General features: G+C 67.6%; 26 protein-coding genes. 3 read left to right on the forward strand and 23 right to left on the reverse strand.

The genetic code is table 11. The features are described 5' to 3' along the window. Positions 1–33: 33 nt before the first annotated feature. Complete coding sequence (gene gltX / locus QMG28_RS07030) at positions 34–1,437, reverse strand: glutamate--tRNA ligase (protein ID WP_281841510.1); 1,404 nt, start codon at positions 1,435–1,437, stop codon at positions 34–36. Positions 1,438–1,513: 76 nt separating this feature from the next. Between gltX and QMG28_RS07035 the strand changes: the two genes are divergently transcribed. Beyond that, complete coding sequence (locus QMG28_RS07035; RefSeq protein WP_281841511.1) at positions 1,514–3,577, forward strand: ComEC/Rec2 family competence protein; 2,064 nt, start codon at positions 1,514–1,516, stop codon at positions 3,575–3,577. Positions 3,578–3,717: 140 nt separating this feature from the next. Here QMG28_RS07035 and lexA read toward each other — a convergent pair whose 3' ends face one another. From lexA to QMG28_RS07090, 11 genes are all read right to left on the reverse strand, one after another. Further along, positions 3,718–4,416, reverse strand: coding sequence for a transcriptional repressor LexA (gene lexA / locus QMG28_RS07040; RefSeq protein ID WP_281841512.1), 699 nt, complete (start codon positions 4,414–4,416; stop codon positions 3,718–3,720). Positions 4,417–4,533: 117 nt separating this feature from the next. Next, on the reverse strand, positions 4,534–5,706 hold the full coding sequence (locus QMG28_RS07045; RefSeq protein ID WP_281841513.1) for a molybdopterin molybdotransferase MoeA: 1,173 nt from the start codon (positions 5,704–5,706) through the stop codon (positions 4,534–4,536). After that, positions 5,703–6,185: a cyclic pyranopterin monophosphate synthase MoaC gene (gene moaC, locus QMG28_RS07050; RefSeq protein ID WP_281841514.1), complete on the reverse strand. Its 483-nt coding sequence runs from the start codon at positions 6,183–6,185 to the stop codon at positions 5,703–5,705. Before moaC ends, QMG28_RS07045 begins: the two co-directional genes overlap by 4 nt. Next, positions 6,182–6,982: an indole-3-glycerol phosphate synthase TrpC gene (trpC, locus tag QMG28_RS07055; RefSeq protein WP_281841515.1), complete on the reverse strand. Its 801-nt coding sequence runs from the start codon at positions 6,980–6,982 to the stop codon at positions 6,182–6,184. The genes moaC and trpC overlap by 4 nt, the downstream gene beginning before the upstream one ends. Before the next feature lie 67 nt (positions 6,983–7,049). After that, a complete protein-coding gene (locus QMG28_RS07060; protein WP_281841516.1) occupies positions 7,050–7,412 on the reverse strand; it encodes a hypothetical protein in 363 nt (120 codons plus the stop codon). Positions 7,413–7,433: 21 nt separating this feature from the next. Then, positions 7,434–7,832, reverse strand: a complete 399-nt coding sequence (locus QMG28_RS07065; RefSeq protein ID WP_281841517.1) for a sulfotransferase family protein — start codon at positions 7,830–7,832, stop codon at positions 7,434–7,436. 131 nt (positions 7,833–7,963) lie between these two features. After that, positions 7,964–8,581, reverse strand: coding sequence for a DUF2238 domain-containing protein (locus QMG28_RS07070; protein WP_281841518.1), 618 nt, complete (start codon positions 8,579–8,581; stop codon positions 7,964–7,966). A 101-nt stretch (positions 8,582–8,682) separates the two neighbouring features. Continuing rightward, complete coding sequence (locus QMG28_RS07075) at positions 8,683–9,759, reverse strand: hypothetical protein (RefSeq protein WP_281841519.1); 1,077 nt, start codon at positions 9,757–9,759, stop codon at positions 8,683–8,685. Positions 9,760–9,793: 34 nt separating this feature from the next. Then, positions 9,794–11,068 carry a phosphopyruvate hydratase gene (gene eno, locus QMG28_RS07080; RefSeq protein WP_281841520.1) on the reverse strand — a complete coding sequence of 425 codons (1,275 nt, stop codon included), beginning with the start codon at positions 11,066–11,068 and terminating at the stop codon, positions 9,794–9,796. 93 nt (positions 11,069–11,161) lie between these two features. Further along, the gene (locus QMG28_RS07085) at positions 11,162–11,983 is read right to left on the reverse strand and encodes a hypothetical protein (RefSeq protein ID WP_281841521.1); all 822 of its coding nucleotides are present in this window, start codon (positions 11,981–11,983) and stop codon (positions 11,162–11,164) included. 71 nt (positions 11,984–12,054) lie between these two features. After that, a complete protein-coding gene (locus tag QMG28_RS07090) occupies positions 12,055–12,927 on the reverse strand; it encodes a DMT family transporter (RefSeq protein ID WP_281841522.1) in 873 nt (290 codons plus the stop codon). Positions 12,928–13,293: 366 nt separating this feature from the next. On the opposite strand from QMG28_RS07090, the gene QMG28_RS07095 reads away from it, so the two are divergent. Beyond that, positions 13,294–13,836 carry a hypothetical protein gene (locus QMG28_RS07095; RefSeq protein WP_281841523.1) on the forward strand — a complete coding sequence of 181 codons (543 nt, stop codon included), beginning with the start codon at positions 13,294–13,296 and terminating at the stop codon, positions 13,834–13,836. A 4-nt stretch (positions 13,837–13,840) separates the two neighbouring features. Here the strand turns inward: QMG28_RS07095 and QMG28_RS07100 are convergent, their stop codons facing one another. The 4 genes from QMG28_RS07100 to QMG28_RS07115 all read right to left on the reverse strand — a co-directional run bounded on the left by QMG28_RS07100 (position 13,841) and on the right by QMG28_RS07115 (position 17,065). Beyond that, positions 13,841–14,260 (reverse strand): OsmC family protein, encoded by a 420-nt coding sequence (locus tag QMG28_RS07100; protein ID WP_281841524.1) that lies wholly within the window; start codon positions 14,258–14,260, stop codon positions 13,841–13,843. Positions 14,261–14,323: 63 nt separating this feature from the next. Further along, positions 14,324–14,869 (reverse strand): DUF1697 domain-containing protein, encoded by a 546-nt coding sequence (locus QMG28_RS07105; protein ID WP_281841525.1) that lies wholly within the window; start codon positions 14,867–14,869, stop codon positions 14,324–14,326. Continuing rightward, positions 14,866–15,702 (reverse strand): PhzF family phenazine biosynthesis protein, encoded by an 837-nt coding sequence (locus tag QMG28_RS07110; protein ID WP_281841526.1) that lies wholly within the window; start codon positions 15,700–15,702, stop codon positions 14,866–14,868. The genes QMG28_RS07105 and QMG28_RS07110 overlap by 4 nt, the downstream gene beginning before the upstream one ends. Positions 15,703–15,793: 91 nt before the next feature. Continuing rightward, positions 15,794–17,065, reverse strand: coding sequence for a cation:proton antiporter (locus QMG28_RS07115; protein WP_281841747.1), 1,272 nt, complete (start codon positions 17,063–17,065; stop codon positions 15,794–15,796). A 94-nt stretch (positions 17,066–17,159) separates the two neighbouring features. On the opposite strand from QMG28_RS07115, the gene QMG28_RS07120 reads away from it, so the two are divergent. Further along, positions 17,160–18,044, forward strand: a complete 885-nt coding sequence (locus QMG28_RS07120) for a DMT family transporter (RefSeq protein WP_281841527.1) — start codon at positions 17,160–17,162, stop codon at positions 18,042–18,044. 16 nt (positions 18,045–18,060) lie between these two features. On the opposite strand, the gene QMG28_RS07125 is transcribed toward QMG28_RS07120, so the two are convergent. The 7 genes from QMG28_RS07125 to QMG28_RS07155 form a co-directional block, all read right to left on the reverse strand. Then, positions 18,061–18,747, reverse strand: a complete 687-nt coding sequence (locus QMG28_RS07125; RefSeq protein ID WP_281841528.1) for an endonuclease/exonuclease/phosphatase family protein — start codon at positions 18,745–18,747, stop codon at positions 18,061–18,063. A 67-nt stretch (positions 18,748–18,814) separates the two neighbouring features. Then, positions 18,815–20,230 carry a protein adenylyltransferase SelO gene (locus QMG28_RS07130; protein ID WP_281841529.1) on the reverse strand — a complete coding sequence of 472 codons (1,416 nt, stop codon included), beginning with the start codon at positions 20,228–20,230 and terminating at the stop codon, positions 18,815–18,817. Positions 20,231–20,294: 64 nt separating this feature from the next. After that, the gene (locus QMG28_RS07135) at positions 20,295–20,741 is read right to left on the reverse strand and encodes a GNAT family N-acetyltransferase (protein ID WP_281841530.1); all 447 of its coding nucleotides are present in this window, start codon (positions 20,739–20,741) and stop codon (positions 20,295–20,297) included. Then, the gene (locus tag QMG28_RS07140; protein WP_281841531.1) at positions 20,738–21,676 is read right to left on the reverse strand and encodes a nucleoside hydrolase; all 939 of its coding nucleotides are present in this window, start codon (positions 21,674–21,676) and stop codon (positions 20,738–20,740) included. Before QMG28_RS07140 ends, QMG28_RS07135 begins: the two co-directional genes overlap by 4 nt. A 9-nt stretch (positions 21,677–21,685) precedes the next feature. Continuing rightward, on the reverse strand, positions 21,686–22,486 hold the full coding sequence (gene xth / locus QMG28_RS07145; protein WP_281841532.1) for an exodeoxyribonuclease III: 801 nt from the start codon (positions 22,484–22,486) through the stop codon (positions 21,686–21,688). Between the two features lie 30 nt (positions 22,487–22,516). Continuing rightward, entirely contained in the window at positions 22,517–23,695 is a 1,179-nt protein-coding gene (locus QMG28_RS07150; protein WP_281841533.1) for a BaiN/RdsA family NAD(P)/FAD-dependent oxidoreductase, read from the reverse strand. Between the two features lie 4 nt (positions 23,696–23,699). Beyond that, complete coding sequence (locus QMG28_RS07155) at positions 23,700–24,662, reverse strand: radical SAM protein (protein ID WP_281841534.1); 963 nt, start codon at positions 24,660–24,662, stop codon at positions 23,700–23,702. Positions 24,663–24,730: the final 68 nt, after the last annotated feature.

A 24,730-nucleotide genomic window follows, 5' to 3' on the forward strand; every position in this document is an offset into this window, starting at 1 on the left:
GTCCCTTTCAAAAGGCCCGCCGGGGCGGGCGTGTCAGCGTGCCGCCTCATCAAGACGCGCGATGGTTTCGTCGCGCCCGAGAAGCAGCATCATATCGAAAACGCTGGGGGTAACGGCCCGGCCTGCAAGTGCGGCGCGCAACGGGGCCGCCAGCTTTCCGAACTTGGTGTCCTGCGCTTCGGCAAAGGCGTTCAGCGTGGTTTCCAGCGTGTCGCGCTCCCAGCTAGCATTTTGCAGATGCGGCGTCAATTCTCTCAGTATACCACGGGATACATCATCGAGCGATTTTGCCGCTTTCTCGTCTGGCTCGATCGGGCGCATCGTGAGAAGAAAATGCGCTTTTTCAAGTATTTGCGGCAAGGTTTTCGCGCCGGCTTTGAACAGCGGCATCGAGGCGGCGAGGGCGCGCGCCTCGGGGGCGGTCAGGGGTTTGCCGCCAACCGCATCGAGGTAATCCTGCAGTTGCAGCACAAGGTCCTCGCCATCCTCCGCCGCGATGTGCTGGCCGGAGATGTGATCGAGCTTCTTGAAGTCGAACCGCGCGGCCCCCTTGCCGATGCCCGACAGATCGAACCAGGCCTGCGCCTGTTCGTCGGTAAACACCTCGTCATCGCCGTGGCTCCAGCCCAGCCGGGCGAGGTAATTGCGCATTGCCGAGGCCGGATAGCCCATCGCGCGGTATTCCTCGACCCCGAGCGCGCCATGGCGCTTGGAGAGCTTCTTGCCGTCCGGCCCGTGGATCAGCGGGATATGCGCGAAGACCGGCACATCCCACCCCATCGCGGCATAAACCTGCATCTGGCGCGCGGCGTTGTTGAGGTGGTCGTCGCCCCGGATCACATGCGTCACCCCCATGTCATGGTCGTCGACGACGACGGCCAGCATGTAGGTGGGTGTGCCATCCGACCGTAAACAAATCATGTCGTCGAGCTGGTCGTTACGGATGGTGACCTGGCCCTGCACCTGATCGTCGATCACCGTCGCCCCGTCGCGCGGGGCTTTCAGGCGGATCACATAGGGCGCGTCGGGGTGGGTGGCAGGATCGGCATCGCGCCAGGGCGATTGAAACAGCGTCGATGTGCCCGCCGCCTTCGCCGCGTCGCGAAAGGCGGCAATCTCGTCCTGCGTGGCGAAGCATTTATAGGCATGGCCGCTGGCCAGCATCTCGTGGGCCACCTCGGCATGGCGCCCGGCGCGTTCGAACTGGCTGATCGGCTCGCCATCGTAATCGAGCCCGAGCCAGCGCATCCCTTCAAGGATCGCCGCCGTCGCTTCCGGGGTGGAACGGGCGCGGTCGGTATCTTCGATCCGGAGCAGGAACCTGCCGCCCCGGCCACGGGCATAGAGCCAGTTGAACAGCGCGGTGCGGGCGCCGCCGATATGCAGATAGCCCGTGGGCGAGGGGGCGAAACGGGTGACGACTTGCGGGTCGGACATCGGCGTTAACCTTTTGGAAACCATGATCGCGCTAGCTTTCACGGGTGTTTAGGCGCTCGGGAGGGTGAGAACAAGGGTGACGCCGCTCGCGCGGATATCGGGCCGGCTGGAGCGGCTCGCGGGGCGGCTCCTGCTGTTTGCGCCGGTTTGCCTTGGCGGCGGCGTGGGCGGCTATTTCGCCCTGCCGGCGGAGCCGGGCTGGACCGGCTGGGCCGCGATCCTGCTGGCGGCGGCCCTGGCCGCGCTGCTCGGGCTTCGGCTGGCGCGCGGGCGCCATGCCGGGCTGGGCTTTCTCGCACTGGGGCTGGCGCTCGTGCTGGCCGGGTTTCTGGTGGCGGGGCTGCGCACCGAGACCATGCGCGCGCCGGTGCTCGGCTTTCGCTACTACGGCCCGGTCGAGGGCCGGGTGATCAGGATCGACCGTTCGGCCTCCGACGCGGTGCGCCTCACCCTCGACCGGATGCGGCTGGAGCGTGTCGCCCCCGGAGCGTTGCCGGAGCGGGTGCGCGTCTCGCTGCACGGGGCGCAGGGCTATCTCGACCCGGTGCCGGGCAACCGGGTGGCGATGACGGCCTTCCTCTCCGCCCCCGAAGGGCCGGTGGAGCCGGGAGGCTTTGATTTCCGGCGCATGGCCTGGTTCGACCGGATCGGCGCGGTGGGCTATACCCGTGCGCCCGCGCTGCTTATGGAACCGGGCGAGCGCGGCTTTGGCGGCATCGCCGTCAACCGGCTGCGCCAGCGCATCGCGGTGGCGGTGCGCGGGGCGATCCCCGGCGAGGCGGGGGCCTTTGCCGCCGCGATCACCACCGGCGACCGGGCCCAGATGAGCGCCGAAGCGCTGACCGCTCTGCGCGGATCGAACCTCGCGCATCTGCTGGCGATCTCGGGGCTGCATATGGGGCTGCTGACCGGCTTCGTCTTCACCGCCCTGCGCTATGCGCTGGCGCTGGTGCCGGGGCTGGCCGACCGGGTGGCGATCCGCAAGATCGCCGCCGTGGTGGCGTTGCAGGCGGGCGCCTTCTACCTCGCGCTGTCGGGTGGCAACGTGGCCACCGAGCGCGCCTTCATCATGGTGAGCGTGATGTTCGGCGCGGTGCTGATCGACCGGCGGGCGCTCACCCTGCGCGCCGTCGCCATTGCCGCCCTGGCGATCCTGCTGGTGCAGCCCGAGGCGCTGACCGAGCCGGGCTTTCAGATGTCCTTCGCCGCCACCACCGCGCTGGTGGCCGCCTTTGGCGCCTTGCGCGACTGGCGGGGCTGGCAGCCGCCGCGCTGGCTGCAGGGGCCGGTTGGCCTCTTTGTCTCGTCCAGCGTGGCAGGGCTGGCCACCGCGCCCTTCGCGGCGGCGCATTTCAACCAGGTCTCGCATTACGGGCTGCTGGCCAATCTGCTGGCGGTGCCGGTCATGGGCTCGCTGGTGATGCCGCTGGCGGTGCTGGCGGCGCTGCTGGCGCCGCTGGGACTTTCGGGCCTCGCGCTCGGGCTGATGCGCTACCCGATCGAGTGGATCCTCTGGGTGGCGCATCGGGTCTCGGGCCTCGACGGGGCGCTTGGCCATGTGCCCGCGCCCGGCCCGTGGGTGCTGCCGCTGATCGCGGTGGGCGGGCTGATGGCGGTGCTTTTCGCCGGGCGGGCGCGGGCGCTGGGGCTGGTGCCGCTCCTCTTCGGCTTCGCGCTCTGGGCCGAGGTCGAGCGCCCGCTGGCCCTGGTGGCCGGGTCCGGCGGGCTGGTGGGCGTGCGCGGGCCGGAGGGGCGGGCGCTGTCGAAGCCTTCGGGCGATGGCTTCGCGGCGACGGTCTGGCTGGAAAACGACGGCGACCCGGTGGCGCAGGAGGTGGCCGCCGCGCGGCGCGGCTTTACTGGCGCGCGGGGCGACCGGCGGGCGCGGATCGGGCCGCATCTTCTGGCGCATCTGACCGGGCAAGGGGCTGCGGCGCGTGCGCTGGCAGCCTGCGGCGAGGCCGATCTGGTGATTGCCTCGGTGACGGTGGAGGCGGCGCCGGAGGGTTGCCGGATCTACGATGCGGCGCGGTTGGCGGAAACCGGGGCGTTGGCGCTTATCCTCCAGGACGGCATGTTGCACGTGGTGAGCGTGGCCGCGACGAGCGGCGCGCGGCCCTGGACGGGCGTGGCGCGATAGGGGGAAGGCGGACTTTTTCTAAAAGTCCGCCCCGTTTTCTTAGAAAGAAAACGGGGCCGCCAAGGCGAAGGGGGTTTCCAGACAGGAAAACGCCCCGCGCTCGGTCGAGGCAGGGCGGTCCGCTGTTCTGTCGCGCTGGCTCAATAGGTGCGGATCAGCCCCACCAGTTTGCCCTGCACCTCGACCTGATCTTCGCGCAGCAGCCGGGTCTCGAAGGCCGGGTTGGCGGCTTCCAGCATCACCATATCGCCGGATTTGCGATAGCGCTTCAGCGTCGCCTCATAGCCTTCCACCTGCGCCACCACGATATCGCCGTTCTCGGCCACCGAGGTTTCGCGGATGATCACCACATCGCCGGAATTGATCCCGGCGTCGATCATGGATTCGCCTTTGACTTCCAGCGCGTAATGCTTGCCGGAGCCCGCCACCATCGCGCCGGGCACGGCCACGCTGGCGGAGCCGTCATGGATTGCCTCGATCGGCGTGCCGGCGGCGATGCGGCCCAGCAGCGGCAGGTCCAACGCGGGTGCGTCGCCCAGTGCCATCGCGGCGGCGGGGCGGTGATCGGGGCGGTCGCCGTCGATCACCCGGGGCTCGAACCCGGCGCGGCCCGACCGCTCCAGCGCCTCGGGCAGCTTCACGATCTCGATGGCCCGCGCCCGGTGCGGCAACCGGCGGATGAAGCCGCGCTCTTCCAGCGCTGTGATCAGCCGGTGAATCCCCGATTTCGAGCGCAGATCCAGCGCTTCCTTCATCTCGTCGAACGACGGCGGCACACCGTCGCGCAGCAGGCGCTTGTTGATGAAATCGAGAAGATCAAGTTGCTTGCGGGTCAACATATGCTCGCACCTCCATTGCGCCGCTTTCGGTGAGAGTCAGCGCGGCTGTTGTGGGGCGCCCTTGACGGGCTGTTCAAGCAATGTTCTACCCGCGTTCCCGTTTCGTGTCAACAAATGCTACAATTCGACGATGTCGACGAGATCGCCCGCCTTGCGCGCCGGGTCGCCCATGGGGCGCACCAGAAGCGCGTTTGCGCGTTGCAGGATGGTCAGCAGGGCGCTGTCTTGCCGGGGCAGGGGGCGCACGCCGCTCTCGTCCAGCACGGCGCGCATATAATGCTCGCGCGGGCCGTTTTCGGGCAGGTCTTCGCCCAGCACGGCGCGGCGGCGGGGCGCGGGGGCGGGGCCGAGGCCCAGCATGGCGCGGACCATCGGCACCAGGAAGATATGGCCGCAGACCAGCGACGAGACCGGGTTGCCGGGCAGGCCCACCATCGCCGCCGGTCCGAGCCGGCCCGCCATCAGCGGTTTGCCCGGCCGCATGGCGACCTTGTAGAAGCTCTGCTCCATGCCCAGCTCGGCGGCCACCGGGCCGACAAGATCGTGATCGCCCACCGAGGCGCCGCCGATGGTGACCACGAGGTCGGCCCCGTCGGCAAGATCGAACACCGTGCGCAGGCTGTCTTCATTGTCGCGCGCGATCGGCAGCAGCCGCACCTGCGCGCCCGCCGCCTCCAGCATCGCCTTGAGGCCGAAGGAATTGGAGGCGATGATCTGGTCCGGCCCCGGCTCTTCGCCCGGCATCACCAGCTCGTCGCCGGTGGCGATCAGCGCCACGTCGGGGCGGCGTGCCACGGTGACGTCGCCCGCATTCATCGCCGCGATCAGCGCCAGATCGCGCGGGCCGAGCACGCGCGGCGCCTCCACCCTGTCGCCAATGGCGAAATCCATGCCGGCGGGGCGTACATATGGCCCCCGGTCGAGGTCGCGCCCGAGGGTGATCAGGTTGCCGTCGCGGCTCACATCCTCCTGGATGATCACCCGGTCGGCCCCCACCGGCACCGGCGCGCCGGTGAAGATACGCACCGCCTGTCCGGGGCCGACATTGCCCTCGAACCGCGCGCCTGCAGCACTTGTGCCGATCACCTTGAACATCGCATCCGGCTCGGCCTCGACGCCCTTGAGCGCATAGCCGTCCATCGCCGAGGCGGCGAAAGGCGGCTGGTTGCGGCTGGCGATGACCGGCTCGGCCAGAACTCGCCCCGCCGCCTGCGCCAGCGGCACGGTTTCGGTGCCCGTGGGCCGGGCCAGCGCGAAGAGCGCGTCGAGGGCTTCGGCAACGGTGATCATGTGCCGGCCTCCCAGTCGCCCGATTTGCCGCCGGTCTTGGTCAGCAGCCGCACGCCCTCGATCCGCATTCCCTTTTCGGCGGCCTTGAGCATGTCGTAGACGGTGAGCGCGGCGGTGGTGACGGCGGTGAGCGCCTCCATCTCCACCCCGGTCTGGCCGGAGGTCCTGACGGTCGCCGTGATCCGAACGCCGGGCAGGGCGGGTTCGGCCACGAGATCGAGCGCCACCTTTGTGATCGGCAGCGGGTGGCAGAGCGGGATAAGCTCGGCGGTTTTCTTGGCCCCCATGATGCCCGCGAGCCGCGCCACGCCGAGCACGTCGCCCTTCTTCGCGTCGCCCGCCTCGACCAGCGCCAGCGTTTCGGGCGCCATCAGCACCAGCGCCTCGGCCTGCGCCGTGCGGTCGGTCACTGCCTTGCCGGAAACGTCGACCATATGGGCCTGCCCGGCGCCGTCGAAATGGGTGAGCTTGCCGCTCATGGCATCACCGGATCGGCAAGCAGGGCGCGGGTGGCGGCTTCCACATCGCCCTGCCGCATCAGGCTCTCGCCGATCAGGAAGGCGCGCGCGCCCACGGCGGCCATGTCGGCCAGATCGGCGGGCGTGACAAGGCCGCTCTCGCAGACCAGCAGCCTGTCGTCCGGCGCCAGCTTCGACAGCTCCCGCGTGGTGTCGAGGCTGGTTTCGAAGGTTTTCAGGTTGCGGTTGTTGATGCCGAGCAGGGGCGATTTCAGCAAGGTGGCGCGCTCCAGTTCGTCCGCGTCATGCACCTCCACCAGCACATCCATGCCCCAGCCGAAGGCGGCATCTTCAAGCTCCGCCGCCTGCCCGTCTTCCACGCTCGCCATGATGATCAGGATGCAATCGGCCCCGAGCGCGCGCGCTTCCGCCACCTGATAGGGATCGTAGATGAAATCCTTGCGCAGCGCCGGCAGCGTGGTGGCGGCGCGGGCGGCGACGAGGAACTCGTCGGCCCCCTGAAAGCTGGGCGTATCGGTCAGCACCGAGAGGCAGGTGGCGCCGCCGGCCTCATAGGCGCGGGCAATCGCGGGCGGATCGAAATCGGGCCGGATCAGCCCCTTGGAGGGCGAGGCCTTCTTCACCTCGGCGATCAGGCCATAGCCCGTCTGCGTGGCGGCGGCGAGCCGCTCGCCAAAGCCGCGCACCGGCAGGGCGGCGCGCGCGGCCAGCTCCACCTCGCCCATCGGCCGCGCGGCCTTGCATGCGGCCACGTCTTCCAGCTTGTAGGCTTTGATCTTGTCGAGAACGTTTGTCATGGCATGGGTTTACGCGGGCGGCGGCGGTCGGGCAATGCAGGATTGCCCATAGCGGACGGGAACAGGGTCAATAGCTGAAGGATTCAAAATCCTCGGCATAGATCCGCTCAACCAGAGCGCGTGCCTCGGGATCGCCGGCCAGGTTCTGCGCCGGGTCTGGTTGGCGGTTTTCGAGTGAGATATCGGCGGGAAGGGGCCGATCGAGCCGGTCGGCGAGATCCCGGTAGAAATCGCCCATCGCTTCGACCCGGCCCGTGAGCGTCGGGCGAAAAACCGTCGGATGGCTGATCCGGGCCTGGATGCCCCAGTGCGGATCGAGGCAATAGGGGCCGAAATCGGCGATTTCCGCCTCGATGAAATGCAGGAAGCGGCGAAACCCCTCCACGGTATGGGGCATCGCGCTCCAGTCAAACCCGACGCGGGCATTCATGCGCAGCCGGGTTTCCAGAAATCATGAGGCGCGCAGCTCGTCGGACCGGCACAGATAGCGGAAGGCGGAGACGGCGCGGGCATAGGGATTGCGCACCACCAGAAGACGCTCCGCCGGCAGCGCCAGAAGATCCGGCATGCCAAGCCCGAGTTTCAGCGCGCGCGAGAATACCCCGTGATTGGCGAGCTGATGCACCACCGCCGAGGGGTTGATATCGTGCGGCGCGTCGAAATGCACCGAGAGCGGCCGGCCGAATTCCATCTCGAACAAGAGGTTCAGGGTGGAAGATGAAGCGGCTTTGCCCGCCGAGAAAAACATCCAGCGCTGCGATGGCGGCAGAATCGTGAGTTGCAGAAAGCTCCGAATGGCGGCGCCCGGAATATCAGGGCCGAATAGGGGCTGCGAGCGCTGAATTGTCATATGTTCGGCAGGCATCGGCCCGTAACCGGCGGGGAAGAGCGCGGGATGGTCGGACCGCGATGTCGATGTCGGGCGCTCTGGCCTTTGCGCATCGCTGTGCGCGGGCCGCCGCGACCAGGGTCGTTTCCAGTTCATCCTCTTATTCGCTCCGTCCGTGCGATGATCATCACCGCGATCAGCGCGCCGGCGCCGTTGAAGCACAGATCGAGCGCGGTGTTGAGGTAGCCGCCCACGCCGGTATCCTGCACGATCACCACGGCGGAAAACTCGATGATCTCGTTCACCGCGCCGAGCCCCATCGAGGCGAGGGCGGGGAAGGCATAGGCCGTCCAGCTCCGGCGGGTTTCGGGATAATGGCGGGTGAGCACGTGCCAGAGCACCCAGGCGGTGATGCCGAAGCCAAGCGCGTGAACGATCTGGTCGTATTTCAGCAGCGTCATCTCGCTGTCGCCATTGCCGAGAATGGGCAGGATCTGAACCGCATAAAGCACCTGATCGCCCACCGGCACGCCGCCGCCGGCGCAATGCAGCAGCCCCCAGAGCGCCAGCGCCCAGAGCATCGGCGCGGGATATTCGCCCACCCGCAGCGTGGCCCCGATCAGGGCCATCAGAACCAGCATGGTGACGATGTAGATGATGAACTCGTTATTGCCGATGGAGAAGAACCAGGCGGAGAACAGGGCGAGATAGAGGATGACGAATCCCGCAACGAGTTTTTCGGCGGGTTTGATACTGGCAAGGAATGACATGGGCGCCTGCTGTTTTTGATGCGTTGCGGCGAAGATGGCAGGTTTTCTGCGTGGCGGGAAGGACTTGAGCCGCCAAGCAGAGCACTCGATCGGCGGGCGCGCTACTTCTGGCGCGCTGGATTTGTCCACTTCCGTGTTGATATTCGCCGCCTGGCCCGCGCGGCAAGGTTGCGTAACCCGGCAAGATGCCACCAGGCCCGGCTGGTGACAAAAATACCTGCAATCTGCGTGGCTGCGTCGGCATCGTGAAGGGGCGCCGCCTGGTGCGAGCGACCCTTTCTGAGCCGCATTCGGACCGACCCGACGGTTCCCGTTTCACCCGACAGCCTTCGTGCAGCGCCAAGTGGGAGGACCGCCGTCCGTAGGAGGGGCTTTTTATTTTTCTTGCTTTTGTGGCTGGCGGCCACGGAAATCGGACTTCTCTCACGGCGGCCGTGAATGCCCACCTGGAAGGTCATGGGACGAGTTTCTGACACATAGGTGATTGCCGTTATTTCGCCGCGCGCGGGGTAGGTGAAGGTGAATGGCGGGCGTGCGACGGGCAGTTGCATGATGCTGTTTGCAAAGCTGTCATTGGCGAAATCGGTGATCAGACGAAGCCGCTCTCCGCGCACGTATCTTGGTTTGGCTGGCGCCGGGACACTGGCTTGTCGCACCGCGCGTTGGGCGCCCTGGCAAATGAAGTCCAGCATCTCGTCATCATGAGCGTAATGGAGTTTGTCCCTGAAACTGGACTCAGGCAGTCGGGGCACGCCGAGGGAACGGCGTAGTTCGGCCGAAACATCGAACGGCACTAGCGCGTAATGCGCAAGAAGCGCGAACAAGCGATCATAGTAGCGCGAGCGTTGAGCGCGCTTTTCCAGATGACGCGGCGTGAATATCAAAGGTGCAACAAGCAGACCCCGGTCCCGTGCCAGGCGAAGCAGATGCTCCAAATGCGCCAGGTAGGTGCGCATTGATTGCCCATTGCTGACACGATTGGCTTCGTTCAGCGCATATTCCCAGATCAGCACGTCGCCTCGCGTAATGCCGGGATGGGTCAGGATGCGGTATAGTCCGGTGATCGACGTGGTGGCGCCAACCGAAAGGTTCACGAAATCGGGCTCAACCGCTCGAAATCGGCTGGTCCACCCGTCGCTCTTGAGCGAGTTGGACCCGCCAATCACGTAAACCGCCATGTTCAACCCTTCGGTGGCATGCACCGCGCGATATTCACTTCAAAATCGACCGCCCGGCGTAAACCGCCGTCTCGCCGAGTTGCTCCTCGATGCGGATGAGCTGGTTGTATTTCGCCAGCCGGTCGGAGCGCGAGAGCGAGCCGGTTTTGATCTGGCCGCAATTCGTCGCCACCGCCAGATCGGCGATGGTGGCGTCTTCGGTTTCGCCCGAGCGGTGGCTCATCACGTTGGTATAGCGGGCGCGGTGGGCCATATCGACGGCTTTCAGCGTTTCCGACAGCGAGCCGATCTGGTTGACCTTGACCAGCATCGAGTTGGCCACGCCATCGGCGATGCCGCGCGCGAGGCGGTCGGGGTTGGTCACGAAGAGGTCGTCGCCGACGAGCTGGATCTTGTCGCCCAGCTTTTCGGTGAGCAGCTTCCAGCCCTCCCAGTCGTCCTCGGCGCAGCCATCCTCGATCGAGATGATCGGATAGTCGTCCACCAGACCGGCGAGATAGTCCACGTTCTCGGCGGAGCTGAGCGACAGGCCCTCGCCCTTCATCTCGTATTTGCCGCCCTTGTAATACTCGGTCGAGGCGGCATCCATGGCGAGGTAGATGTCTTCGCCCGGCTTGTAGCCCGCCTTTTCGATCGACCGCAGGATGAAATCGAGCGCCTCGCGGGTCGAGGACAGGTTCGGGGCAAAGCCGCCCTCATCGCCGATGCCGGTATTGTAGCCCGCTTCCGCCAGTTCCTTCTTCAGCGCGTGGAAGGTCTCGGCACCCATCCGGATCGCGTCGCGCACCGAGGTGGCGGCGACCGGCATGATCATGAATTCCTGGATGTCGATCGGGTTGTCGGCATGTTCGCCGCCATTGATGATGTTCATCATCGGCACCGGCAGCACCCGCGCCGCCGAGCCGCCCACGTAGCGGTAGAGCGGCAGCGAGGAATAATCCGCCGCCGCCTTGGCCACGGCGAGCGACACGCCGAGAATGGCGTTGGCGCCGAGGCGGGCCTTGTTGGGGGTGCCGTCAAGCTCGATCATCGCTGCGTCGATGGCTTCCTGCTCGGTCGCGTCGAAGCCCACCAGCGCTTCGGCGATCTCGCCGTTCACCGCGGCCACCGCCTCCAGCACGCCCTTGCCGCCATAGCGGCTCTTGTCGCCGTCACGCTTTTCATGGGCTTCATGCGCCCCGGTCGAGGCCCCCGAGGGCACCGCCGCGCGGCCCATCGTGCCGTCTTCCAGGATCACGTCGACCTCGACGGTCGGGTTGCCCCGGCTGTCGAGGATCTCGCGGGCGAAAATGTCGATGATGATGCTCATGGCTGGTCCCTCTGGATTGGGGTCAAAAATCGCGTGGCCCGGTCATACCGCCTGCCGTGCGGCATGAAAAGGCCCCGCTGCGGTGCAGCGCGGTCAGTCGACGTCGATCGCCACCGACAGGGCGAGCGAATTGTCCTCGGTATTGGCGTCGTTATTGCCGAGAAACAGATGCCCCGGCGCGGTGGCGACGAAGGAGGTGGCGGTGCCCACGGCAATCACCTCGCCATCGCCGACCCGGGCCAGCAGGGTGCCGTAGAGATGGCCTTGATAATCCGGGAAGTTGGTCAGCCCGCTGCCGTCACACAGCCGCGGGCCGGGGCCGAGGCGCCACTGGCCGCTGGCGGTGAGAGTCACGTAATCGCCCGCCGCCAGCGCGATGCCAGTGTCGAGCCAGCGGCCCACGCCGGTGGCGAAGGTGGCGGGCACTTCGATGGCATAGGCGCGCATCTGCGCCGGGCGGCGCGGGGCGGGGTAATAGGCCAGCACCGCGTCGATCCGCGCCTGTTTGGCTTCGAGCGCGGCACGGATCCCGGCCAACTGGTCGGGATCGCCGGTCTCGGCCATCAGCCCCAGCAGGTATTCGATATCGCCCATCTCGCGGGCGATCACCCGCGCATCCTGTGGGCGCAGGGCATTGGGGTCTTCCGGTTCCGGCACATCTGGCTGGCCGATCGCCTCGATGGCGGCGCGGGTTTCGCGCAGGCGGGCGGTCATCACCGGCACGTCGCGTGCGAGCAACTGGCCGGTGGCGCCGGCCCCCAGGATGCTGGGATGGGTGTTTTTGACCACCTGTTTCACCATCTGCTGCATGATCCGGACCGACCACAGCCGGTCGACGGGCGTTTCGCCCTGGGCAAGAGCGGCAAGCGGCAGCGCCGCGATCAGGGCGGCGCTCAACAGTTTTTGCAGTTTCATGGGAGACCTCACGCAAGAGCAAAACGTGAGTGCATGATAAGTGTTTTCTGCCGCAGCCGCCTTGCGACAGATCAGGCCGCGTGCCGGCGCATGAGCGCGCGTTCGCGCAGCAGCGTGTAGAGGCCGGACCCGACCACGATGGCCGCGCCGATCAGGGTGAGCGCGTCGAGCCGTTCGTTGAAAACCGCCCAGCCGATGCCCATGCCGAACAGCAGCCGGGTGTAGCGAAACGGGGTGACGAAGCCGATCTCGCCCAGCCGCACTGCCAGCGTCAGGGCATAATAGGCGCCCATCCCCAGCGCGATGGCGGCGAGGATCATCCCGCCATCGCCGGCCCCCAGCCGCACCGGCCCGCCCGAGGCCCACAGCATTGCCGCACCCACCGGCACCAGCATGAAAAAGCCCCAGGACGAGGTTTGCAGCGGATGCACATGGCCGGGCGCATGGCGGGTGACGAGATCGCGCAGCGCCAGCGCCAGCGCGGCGACGAGGCCAAACAGCGCTTCGGGGCGGAACCCCTCCATCCCCGGGCGCAGGATCACCAGCACGCCCGCCAGCCCGATGCCGATGGCGAGCCAGCGCCGCCAGCCGACCCGTTCGCCGAAGAACAGGATCGCGCCCAGCGTCACGAAGAGCGGGTTGGCCTGCAGCAGCGCCGAGGCGAGTGAGAGCGGGATCAGCGTGAGCGCGGTGACGAAGGCGGCGGTGCCGACGATCTCGCCCGCGTTGCGCATCAGCACCATCGGGTGCCAGAAGCTGCGCGACAGCGCGCAATAGCCCGAGCGGGTGGCGAGCGCGGCAAAGGCCAGCCCGCCGCCCGCGCCGATATAGATCAGCACCTGGCCCATCGGCACCGTCTGGGTGACGGTTTTCACAAAGGCGTCCTCGGCGGCGAAGCCGGCCATGGCGAGGATCATCAGAAGCGCGCCGCGCAGGTTGTCCATCTGGGTGCTCCGGGGGAAGTGGCCGGCCCCCGATACGCCCTTGCCGGGGGAGAGGGAAGGGGCGTTGGGCGGGCGTGCCATGTTGTCGCCCGAATCTCCGGGCATCCTTGCGGCCGGCCCCGCGCCAGGCGGGGTAATCGTGCTGAGAGGTGAGCGATGGCGACATCCGGGGAGCGCCCCAGACCTGCGCCGCCGGCATCCGGGGGCGATGAGACCCTCGATGTTGTCCGCCGGCTGATTGAAGAGGCGGCGGTTGCGCCGGCGCGCGCGCCCGAGCCCGCGCCTGCGCCGGAGCCACGCCCCGTGCCCGCCCCTGCGCCACGCCCTGTGTCCGCCCCGGCGCCACGCCCTGTGCCTGTGCAACCCGTGTCGGCGTCGCCGCGCACCGTGCCGGTGGAACGGCCCGTCGCGGCTGCCCCGGTCAGCTCACCCGAGCCGCTGCAGACGCCGCAGGCCAGCCGCTGGCGGGCGTTCACCGCGCACGCCAGCGGGCATGTCCGCCGTTTCCTCAAACGGCCCGATGCGCCGCGCCGGCTGGCCCTGGCCTTGCTTGTGCTCGCGGCGATCTTCGCGCCGGGCAAGCTGGCCTTCCTCGCCATCCTTGCCGTCCTGATGGCGGGGGTGGGGTATGTCTCGCTCGGGCCGGACCGGGTGCACGAACTGATCGCCGACTGGCACGACCGGCTTGCCCAACGTGACCCGCAGCGCGCCGAGGCGATCCGCTTGCGGGCCGCCCGGGTCAGCCGTGCCGCGATGGCGCTGGCCGACCGCTTGCCGGAACGCTGGACCTCGGGGCTCTACCTGCCGGATTTCGAACCCGCCGCCGAGATGCCCGAAAAGATGAAGCACGACCCGTTCGACCGGCTCGCCGCCGAGCTGCGCGCGGGCGAGGGCGGGGCGCAGGGCTGAGCGCTCAGGCCGAGGGATCGACGATTTCGTAATCGTGGCTGAGATCGGCGGTTTTCTGGATCATCGCCGAGGCCGAGCAATATTTTTCCACCGAGAGCGCAATCGCCCGCTCCACCCGCGCCGGGTTCAGCCCGCGGCCGGTGACGATGAAATGCATATGCACGCGGGTGAACACCTTCGGGTCGGTTTCGGCGCGGTCGGCGTCGAGTTCCACGGTGACGTCCTCCACCGGCTCGCGGCTTTTTTCGAGGATCGACACCACGTCATAGGCCGAACAGCCGCCCGTGCCGATCAGCACCAGTTCCATCGGGCTCGGCCCCGGTTTCGGCCCGTTCTCGCTGGCCGCGCCGAACACGATCTTGTGGCCGCTTTCGGCCTCGCCCACGAAAGTGCGGTCCTCGACCCATTTTACCCGAACGTCCATGCTGTGCCTCCTGTCTGGTTCCGACTGGATAGGACGCGCCGCCGCCGGGCGCAACGGGCGGCGTCACACCTCGCCCAGCCCCTCCAGCATCTCGCGCAGCTTCAGCGATGTGTTGAGGTTGCGGGCGGTGGCGGCCACGCCGACATGGCGCTCGACCTTTTCGGCGAGCTTCGAACGGCCGATCCCGTCGGGCGCGTGCAGATAGAAGGCAGAGTCGGTAAGCCGAAACCGCTCGCTGGATGCGGCAAGCTTGCCCAGCTCGTCCATATCCGGGGCCGTGGGGCGGGCGGCAAGAAACCAGATATGGCCCGAGGTGGGATCGCCGAAAGCGTCGGGCCAGGGATAGGCGGCGACGATCTCGCCGAAATTCTCGCGGGAAAAGACCATCGCGCGCGGGCGAAAGCCGCGCTGCGCCTCGATCTCGTCCTCGACGATCTCGCCGAAATTCCGGGCGTCGATCACCCCGGTGAACACCAGGTTGCCCGACTGGATGTAGCTGGCCACGTTGCGCACGCCGAGGGTGGCGAGCAGGGCGCGCAGATCGCTCATCCGCAGCGCGTGATTGCCGCCCACATTGATCCCCCTGAGCAGCAGAACCCAGGCATTCATCGCAGGAGTTCCCCGCGCGTCACCGGCACCGCCTCGCCCGAAACGGTGACCGGCCCGCCGGGGGTGGCGCTGGCCTCGATCAGGCTCGGGCGGCCCATATCCTCGCCCTGGCGGATGGTCAGCGCGACCGGGGCGCCGCGCATCTCGGCGAGGAGGGCGGCGAGTGTCGCCGCGGCCGAGCCGGTGGCCGGGTCTTCGGGGATGTTGTCGAGCGGGGCGAACATCCGGGCATGGATCGTATTGCCGTCCTCGACATAGGCGTATTGCGCGAAGTCCATCCCCTCGGGATGGGCCTCGGCGCCACGGCGGAAGGCGGCGATGTCGGGGCTGCAGGCGGCCAGCGCCGCGCGGCTGACCAGCGGCGTGAAGGTGAAGCCGAGGCCGAGCGTGGCCATCACCGGGCGGGCGGCGATCTCGCCCGCCGCGATCCCCAGCGCATCGGCCACCAGCGCCGTCTCCGGCGCGGCCAGCCGCTTCAGCGCCATCCCGGTGGTGAAGGAGGCGCGCGATCCCTCGACCCGGGCGTTGAGCGGGCCGATGCCGAGTTCGAGCACGAGGTCGGGGCCAAGCCCGGCATCGCCCAGCATCACCGCCGTGCCGATGGTCGGATGCCCGGCGAAGGGCAGCTCCATCGTCGGCGTGAAGATGCGTATCCGCGCATCGTGGCCGGGCTTGTCGGGCGGGTAGAGAAAGACCGTTTCGGAAAAGTTGAATTCCTGCGCGATGAGCTGAAGTTCGGCTTCCGGCAGATCGCGGGCGTCGGGCAGGATGGCAAGCTGGTTGCCGCCATAGCGGCGGTCGGTGAACACGTCATAGACGAGGTAGCCGGTCATTGATCCTCCGATGCCGGCCGTGCCGGTCCGCTCCTGTCGCGCGGCCAGTTTTGGTCAGCTTGCCGCCCCGATCAAGCCCGTTTGCAGCCCATCACATAAGTTCCGGCTCGCGGCCCACCCTGGCGGCGAGTTTCGCCACGGTGAGGCCCTGGACGATGATCGAGAACAGCACCACCACATAGGTCGCGGCGAGGATCGTGGCCTTCCACTCGCTCTCGGGCAGGCTCAGCGCCAGCGCGACCGAGATCCCGCCCTTGAGGCCGCCCCATGTCATGATCGGGATCGTGCCGCGTGAAAACCCGGTGAAGGGTTTCAGCATCAGCACCGGGATCGCCACGGCGGCGAGGCGCGCGACGAGCGCCAGCCCGATGGCGAGCACGCCGGAGGTGAAGGTGTCCATCGTGAAGGCGACGGCGAAAACCTCGATGCCGATCATCAGGAAGAGCACCGCGTTCAGGATCTCGTCGACCAGCTTCCAGAAGGCTTCGACGTATTTGCGGGTTTCCTCGCTCATGCCGTGCTTGGTGCCGACATCGCCGATCAGCAGCCCGGCGGTCACCGCCATGATCGGCGCCGACACATGCAGCGCCACCGCCAATTCGTAGCCGCCAAAGGCCAGCGCCAGCGTGATCAGCACTTCCAGCGGGTAATCGTCGATCCGCCGCATCACCCGGAACACCAGCCAGCCGAGGGCGAGGCCCAGCACCGCGCCGCCCACGGCCTCCTGAAAGAAGAGCTGCGCCGCATCGGCCAACCCGCCGCCCGCGCCGTGAGCCTCCGCCTCGCCATGTCCGGCGCCGGCGGAAAAGGCGAGGCCCACCAGGATCAGGTAGACCACGTAGCCGACCCCGTCGTTGAACAGGGATTCGCCCGCGATCTTGGTTTCCAGCGCTTTCGGCAGCTTCGCCTCGCGCAGCACGCCCAGCACCGCCACCGGGTCGGTGGGCGAGATCAGCGCGCCGAAGACGAGCGCCACGAGCAGCGGCATGCCGGTGATCCAGCTGAACCCGACCCCGACGATTGTGGTCGACAGCGCCACGCCCAGCGTGGCCATCAGCAGCACCGGCATCCATTGCGCCCGCAGATCGGAGGTTTTGACATGCAGGGCACCGGCGAAGAGCAGAAGGCCCAGCATCCCTTCGAGCAGCGCATCGGAAAAATCGAGGCTCTGGACGACCGCGCGCACCTCTTCGGCGATGGTGAGCGTGGGAATCATCGCGTCGAGCCCGAGGATGGCGAGCGAGACCACGAAGGCGACCACGAGGATGCCGATGGCCGAGGGCAGGCGCAGAAAAAGGTAGTTGATCGCGCCGAAGGTGGCGGCGAGCACGATCATGAGCGAGGCGATCTGGAGGATGTTCACTGTCCCGGTCTCCATGTTTTGCCGAAGTGGTAGCATGGGCGGGGAAATCGGGGAATGGCTTGACACGCGGTGCCCGCGCCTCTCCTGTCGCAGCATGAACCACCGCGACGACATGGACCGTTTCGGCACCGCCGCGCTCATCGCCATCATGGTGGTGCTGGCGCTGAATCAGGTGGTGATCAAGCTCACCAATGACGGGTTGCAGCCGGTCTTCGCCGCCGGGCTGCGTTCGGCGGGCGCGGTCGTGGTGATCTGGGGCTGGATGCGGTTGCGCGGCCAGCGGCTCGATTTCCGCCCCGGCACGCTGCCGGCGGGGCTGCTGATCGGGCTGATCTTTGCGGTCGAGTTCCTGGCGCTGTTCATCGCGCTCGATCTCACCACGGTGACGCGGGTGAGCGTGATCTTCTATTCGATGCCGGTCTGGATGGCGGTGGCGGCGCATTTTCTGCTGCCCGGCGAACGGCTGACCCCGCTGCGCAGCCTCGGCCTGGCGCTCGCCTTTGCCGGCGTGGTCTGGGCCATCGTCGACCGCACCGGGCTGGGCGGCGATGCCTCGCTGCTGGGCGATCTTGCGGCGCTGGTGGGGGCCCTGGGCTGGATGGGCGTCTCGCTCGTGCCCCGTCTGACCCGGATCCGCGAGGTGACGCCGGAAATGCAGATGTTCTGGCAATTGCTGGTCTCGGCGCCGCTGCTGATCGCCGTTTCCTTCGCTTTCGGGCCGTTTCTGCGCGATTTCGTGCCGGTGACGGCATGGATGATGCTGTTTCAGATCGTGGTGGTGGCCTCGGGAACGTTTCTTGCCTGGTTCTGGCTGCTCAGCCGCTACAAGGCGAGCCAGATCGCCGCTTTCGCCTTTCTGTCGCCGGTTTTCGGCGTGGTCATGGGCTGGCTCTGGCTCGGCGAAACGGTGACGCCGGCGCTGATCGCCAAACTGGCGCTGGTGACGCTGGGGATCGTGCTGATCAACCGGCGGGCCTAGCTGGCGGGCCCCGCGTTCAGCCCGGCGTTTTCGGCAGGTCCAGTTCCACCCAGACGGGCAGGTGATCGGAGGCCACCCGCGACAGCCGGGTTTCGATCACGCCGCCGGTGCGGGCTTCGAGGCCGGGGCTGAGCCCGACCCGGTCGAGCGCCGCCATCGGCCGCGAGGCGTGAAAGCTCTTGCCCGGCGCGAGGATCGAGAAATGGTCCTGAAACTCCTCGAACCCCACCCGCGGCGACCATTCGTTGAAATCGCCGAGCACCGCCGTGGGCCGGGTGCAGCTCTCCAGCGCCTTGCGGATCGAGCGCATCTGGCCGTGGCGGTTGCGGCGCAGCAGCCCAAGATGCACGCCGACAACCCTGAGCCGCCCCTCGATCACCGCCGAGACCGCGCCGCGCGGCTCAAGCCCGGGCAGGGTGATCCGCTGCGGATCGCTCACCTCGGTGCCCTTTTTCACCAGGATCGCATTGCCATGCCAGCCGATCGACACCTCATTCACCGCGAGCGCCACCGGCTCGTAATCGGTATGGTCGGCGATAAGCTGGCGCGGCAGGGCGGCGTGGCGGGGGCCGAGCCGCCGGTCGGCCTCCTGCAGCACGATCACATCGGCCCCGATATGGTTGACCACATCGAGGATACGCGCCGGATCGCGGCGGCGGTCGAGGCCCACGGCCTTGCGGATATTGTAGCTTGCCAGTTTCATCTGTTTCCGCCTGCTCCGCCCCGAATATGGGGCCGCATCGGCGCAAGGTTAAGCCCCGATTGCAGGGTCATGTCCCGCAAAATGTTTGCTGCACCCGCTCTTCGGGGCGCGGCGCGCGGGCATAATCGGCGGTGTCGGGGCCATCGTCGTAGGGCGTTGCCAGCGCCGCCAGCAGCCGGTGGAACGGTGCGTAATCGCCGGCTACGGCGGCCTCGATCATCTCTTCCACCCGGTGGTTGCGCGGGATGATGGCGGGGTTGGCGGCGCGCATCGTCGCCCCGGTATCGCCCGGTTCGCGGGCGAGCCGCGCCTGCCAGTCCGGCGTCCAGCTTTCCCAGGCGCCGGCATCGTCGACCAGATGTCCGGCATAGCCGGTATTGGCCAGCGCCCGGAAGGTGTTGGTAAAATCGGCCCGGCTGGTCGACATCCGCTGCAACAGCCCGACGATCAGCGCTTCGTCGCCCTCTTCTTCGCGCACAAGCCCGATCTTGGCGCGGAAGCGGCGCAGCCATTCGGCGCGGAACGCATCGCCGAAGCCGTTCAGCGCCTCGGTGGCGATCTCGACCGCGCGGTCCTGATCCGGGTCGATCAGCGGCACCAGCGCCGAGGCGAGCTGGGCAAGGTTCCAGATCGCCATATCGGGCTGGTTCTGGTAGGCGTAGCGGCCCATCCGGTCGATCGACGAAAACACCGTGGCGCCGTGATAGGCATCCATGAAGGCGCAGGGGCCGTAATCAATGGTCTCGCCCGAGATCGTCATATTGTCGGTGTTCATCACGCCGTGGATGAAGCCCACGCTCATCCAGCCGGCAACGAGCCGCGCCTGCGCCGCGATCACCGAGGTGAGCAGCCCGAGCGCGCCCTGGGCCTCGGGGTAATGGCGGGCAAGAGCGTGGGCGGTCAGGGTCTGCAGCGCCTCGATATCGTCGCGCGCCACGAAAGCCTGGAAGGTGCCCACGCGGATATGGCTGGCGGCGACGCGGGCGAGAACAGCGCCGGGCAGGGGGCGTTCGCGCATCACCGTCTCGCCGGTGGCGGCGGCGGCCAGCGCCCGTGTGGTGGGCAGGCCGAGCGCGTGCATCGCTTCCGAAACCACGTATTCGCGCAGCACCGGGCCGAGCCAGGCCCGCCCGTCGCCGCCGCGCGAAAACGGCGTGCGGCCCGCGCCCTTGAGCTGGATATCGCGCCGGTTGCCTTGCGCGTCGATCACCTCGCCGAGAAGGATCGCGCGGCCATCGCCAAGCTGGCCCGCCCAATTGCCGAACTGGTGCCCGGCATAAAGCTGCGCCAGCGGCTCGGCGCCCTCGGGCACCACATTGCCCGCGATCACTTCGGCGCTCAGGCTGCCGGGGTCGATCCGCAGCTCGCGCGCCAGCGGCTCGTTCAGCGCCACGAGCGCCGGGCTGGCCACAGGGGTGGGATCGAGCCGGGCATAGAAATGCTCAGGCAGCCGGGCATAGGAATTGTCGAAATCTGCGCGCATGAAGCACAGGTGGGGATCGCGTGGGCGTTTGTCCAGCCGGGGGCGGGTTAAGAGAGCGCGGCCCTCAAAGCCGGCAGGTCATCAGGCTGAACCCGTCGCGCGGGGCAAATCCAAGGCGCTGGTAGATGCTGCGCGCGGCGGCGTTGTCGCGGCCCACTTCGAGGTGGAGTGCCACCACGCCCTGCGCCTTCAGCGCCTGGGCCAGCGCGCTCAGCGCCTCGGTGCCGATGCCGCGCCCGCGCAGGTTTTCACGGATGAAGAATTCGTCGATGAATGCATCCATCCCGCCCAGCTCGATCGACCAGCCGGTGCCGATGGCGATATAGCCCAGCGGCGCGGCGCGCGGGCCGATGAGCCAGACCGCGCCCTGCGGCACGCCGTCGAGCAGGGGCATGAGCGCGGCGCGGCGGCTGGCCTCGTCCTGCACGATGCCCTCGGTCGCGTGATAGGCGGCGACCAGCGGCAGCAGCTTTTCGAGATCGTCGGGCCGGGCGAGATGCAGCGCGGTCACGGCAACCGCCCGAGCCGCTCGGTGAGCAGGGCGAAGAACCCGTCGGCGTCGATATCGCCCATGAAGGTGGCGTTGGGCGCGCGGTCCGTCACGCCCCACCAATCGGCGACCGTCATGCCGCGCGTGAGGTCGGAGCCGGTTTCGATTTCAACGTTTACATGCCGGCCCGAGAACAGATCGGGCCGCAGCAGATAGGCGATGGTGGTCGGGTCATGCAGTGGCCCGCCCTTGGAGCCGTATTTGGCGATGTCGAAGCGCTCGAAGAAATCCAGCATCTCGGCGGTGAAGCGCCCGGTGCGGGTGCCGAGCGCGGCGAAGGCATCGAGCCGGGGCCGGGTGACGAGCGCCTTATGCGTCACGTCGAGCGGCATCACGGTAAGCGGTGCACCGGATCTGAACACGATATCAGCGGCTTCCGGGTCGACATAGATGTTGAACTCGGCGGCGGGTGTGTAGTTGCCCACCTCGAAATAGGCCCCGCCCATCAGCACGATCTCCTGCACCCGGTCCACGATGTCGGGCGCGCGGGCGAAGGCGGTGCCGATATTGGTGAGCGGCCCCAGAGGCGTGAGGGTGACGGTGCCTGGCGGCTCGGCGCGCAGCGTGTCGATGATGAAATCGACGCCGTGCTGCGGCTGGAGCGGCATGGTCGGCTCCCACAGATCCGGCCCGTCGAGGCCGGTCTTGCCGTGGACATGTTCGGCGGTGACGAGGGGGCGCTGCATCGGCGCATCGCAGCCGGCAAACACGCGCATATCCGCCCGCCCCGCCAGTTCGCAGACGATGCGGGCATTGGTCTGGGTGCGGGCAAGCGGCACGTTGCCGGCCACGGCGGTAAGGCCCAGCACCTCGATCTCGGGGCTGGCCAGCGCCAGCAGGATCGCCACGGCATCATCCTGTCCGGGGTCGGTGTCTATGATGATTTTACGCGCCATATGAATGCCCTACGCTGCGAGTTTGACCCAGATCGGCACATGGTCCGAAGGCTTGTCGCGGGCGCGCAGATCCTTGTCGATCTGGCAATCTTCCAGCAGATCGGCGCATTGCGGCGAGAGCAGGAAATGGTCGATCCGGATGCCGTCATTGCGCTGCCAGGCGCCGCGCTGGAAATCCCAGAAGGTGTAGAGCTCATGCGCCCGGGTGCGGGCGCGCAGGGCTTCGGTGAGGCCGAGATGGACGAGGCGGCGGAAGGCGGCGCGGGTTTCGGGCAGGAACAGCGCGTCTGTCACCCAGTCCTGCGGCCGGGCGGCGTCTTCGGCCTGGGGAATCACGTTGTAGTCGCCGGCCATCAGAAACGGCTCTTCGAGGCGCAGCAATTCCTCGGCGCGGGCGCTCAGGCGCTCGATCCATTTGAGCTTGTAGTCGTATTTCTCGCCCGGGGCCGGGTTGCCGTTGGGCAGATAGAGGCCGCAGATCCGCACGGCCTTCTCGCCCACCACCGTGGCCTCGATATAGCGCGCCTCTTCATCGTCCACGCCCTCGCGCCCCGCGCCCTCGGCGCCGGGCAGGCCGCGCACCACGTCTTCCAGCGGCAGCCTCGACAGCAGCGCCACCCCGTTGAACGACTTTTGCCCATGCGTTTCAACGTTGTAGCCGAGGTCTTCAAAGGGCTCGCGGGGGAAGCCTTCGTCGACCGTCTTGATCTCCTGCAGGATCGCCACATCCGGCTCGGCCTCTTTCAGCCAGTCGAGCACCACCGGCAGGCGGGCCTTGATTCCGTTGATGTTAAAACTGGCGATTTTCATGGCCGACCCCCGCGCTGTATCGGGCCGACACTAGCGGGCGGCGCTGCGGGCGGCAATGGCCAGCCCGGCGGCATGGGCCGAGGCCCAGGCCCATTGGAAATTGTAGCCGCCCAGCCAGCCCGTCACGTCCACCGCCTCGCCGATCACGTAAAGGCCGGGGCGGTGGCGCGATTCCATCGTCTGCGACGAAAGCCCCTCCGTGGCCACGCCGCCCAGGGTGACCTCCGCCGTGCGGTAGCCCTCGGAGCCGGTGGGGGTAAGCTGCCAGTTTGCCAGCGCCCCGGCAATCTCTGCGAGCCGGGCATCGGACTGGTCGGCGAGGTTGCCCGCAAGGCCGAGATCGGGGGCGAGAAACTCCACCAGCCGGGCCGGGAGCAACTCGGCCAGTTCGGTGGTGAGCGCCCGCCTGCCGCTGATCTGGCGGCGGGCGCGCAGCTCGGCGGCAAGGTCGCAGCCGGGCAGCAGGTCGATCCCGATCGTCTCGCCCTCGCGCCAGTAGGACGAGATTTGCAGGATCGCCGGGCCGGAGAGGCCGCGATGGGTGAACAGCATCTGCTCGGCAAAGCGCGCCCGCGCGGTCGAGGCCATTACCGGCAGCGAGACGCCCGCGAGCGGCGCGAAGCGGTCGCCGAAGGTGAGCGGCACGAGGGCGGGGCGCGTTTCGGTGATCCGGTGGCCGAACTGGCGGGCGATATCGTAGGTCAGGCCGGTCGCCCCCATCTTCGGGATCGACTTGCCGCCGGTGGCAAGCACCAGATGCTCGCAGGAGAGCGGGCCGCGGTTGCTGTCGAGCCGGAACCGCGCGCCATCATGGCTGACGGCGGCAACGCTGGTCTCAAGCCGCAGCCCGGCCCCGGCGGCGCGCATGCCGGCGAGCAGCATGTCGATGATCTCGCCGGACTTGCCGTCGCAGAAGAGCTGGCCCAGCGTTTTCTCATGCCAGGCGATGCCGTGGCGCGAGACAAGTTCGATGAAATCCCATTGCGTATAGCGCGCCAGCGCCGATTTGGCGAAATGCGGGTTCTCGCTGAGGTAATTCTCCGCGCTCACGTCGAGATTGGTGAAATTGCACCGCCCGCCGCCGGAAATGCGCACCTTTTCGGCCGGCCGCCTGGCATGGTCGATGACCAGCGTATCCGGCCCGGCATGGGCGGCGCAGAACAGCCCGGCGGCTCCGGCGCCGAGAATGATGGTGCGGTGATGATGCATCGGCTCAGATCGAACAGGAGGCCCCGCCAAGCACGCAGAATTTGGCGCAATGGGGGTGGTTGAGGGCGACGGGGCGGTCGGCTTCGGCCAGCGTGCGGCCCAGCTCGAACTGATCGTCATAGGGCAGGAGAGTGCAGGCGAGCACCGAGGCCGGCTGGCCCTTGCGCTTCACCACCATGCGCGAGGAGGCGCACATCACGCTGTCGGGGTGCTTGCCGAGGATGCCCCAGCAGGCGGTGGTGATCTCGGGCACTTCGGCGTTTTCGTCCATCTCGGGAAAGATCACCGTGGCGGCGGGGTCGTTCGCGTCGATGGCGAGGCCGTGACGGGCGAAGAACGCGCCGTAGCCCGCCCGCGCCTCGGCATCGGACAGGCCCCAGAGCGCCCGGCCCGCTATGGTGATGCGCAGCCCCTCATCGCGCAGCCAGTGCAGGCCCCTGATCGTTTCGGCATAGCTGCCGGCCCCGCGAATCTCGTCATGCGGCTCCGGCTGCCAATGATCGAGCGAGACACGCAGCGTCAGCCGGTCGCCATATCGCGCCACCAGCCGTTTCAGCCCCTGTTGCAGCCGGGGGCGCATCATCAGCTTCATCGCGTTGGTGAGCACCAGCACCCGGTAGCCGCGGTCGAGTGCCGCTTCCATCATCGCGATGATCTGCGGGTTCATGAACGGCTCGCCGCCGGTGAAGCCGATCTCGTCCACCGGCCAGCCGAGCGCGGCGAGTTCGTCGAGATAGGGCGCGATGTCGTCCAGTGTGATATATTCGAGCCGGTCGTTGCTGGGCGAGCTTTCGATATAGCAGCCGAGGCAGGTGATGTTGCACAGCGTGCCGGTGTTGAACCACAGGGTTTTCGGATGGGTGAGCGCCACGGTGGCGCGCGGCGCGCCATCGGCGGTGCGTGCGGGGTCGATGAATTTGCCCGCATTGGCCTGTTCGATCATCCTGTCCATCGTCGCGCGATCCATGAATGTGTTACACAAACGAGCTAACCCATCCGGGCGCAAAGAAAAACAGGGCAAGTGGAGGCGCGCGT

This window comes from Sinisalibacter aestuarii (assembly GCF_027923545.1).
In the GTDB taxonomy this organism is placed as follows: Bacteria; Pseudomonadota; Alphaproteobacteria; order Rhodobacterales; family Rhodobacteraceae; genus Sinisalibacter; species Sinisalibacter aestuarii.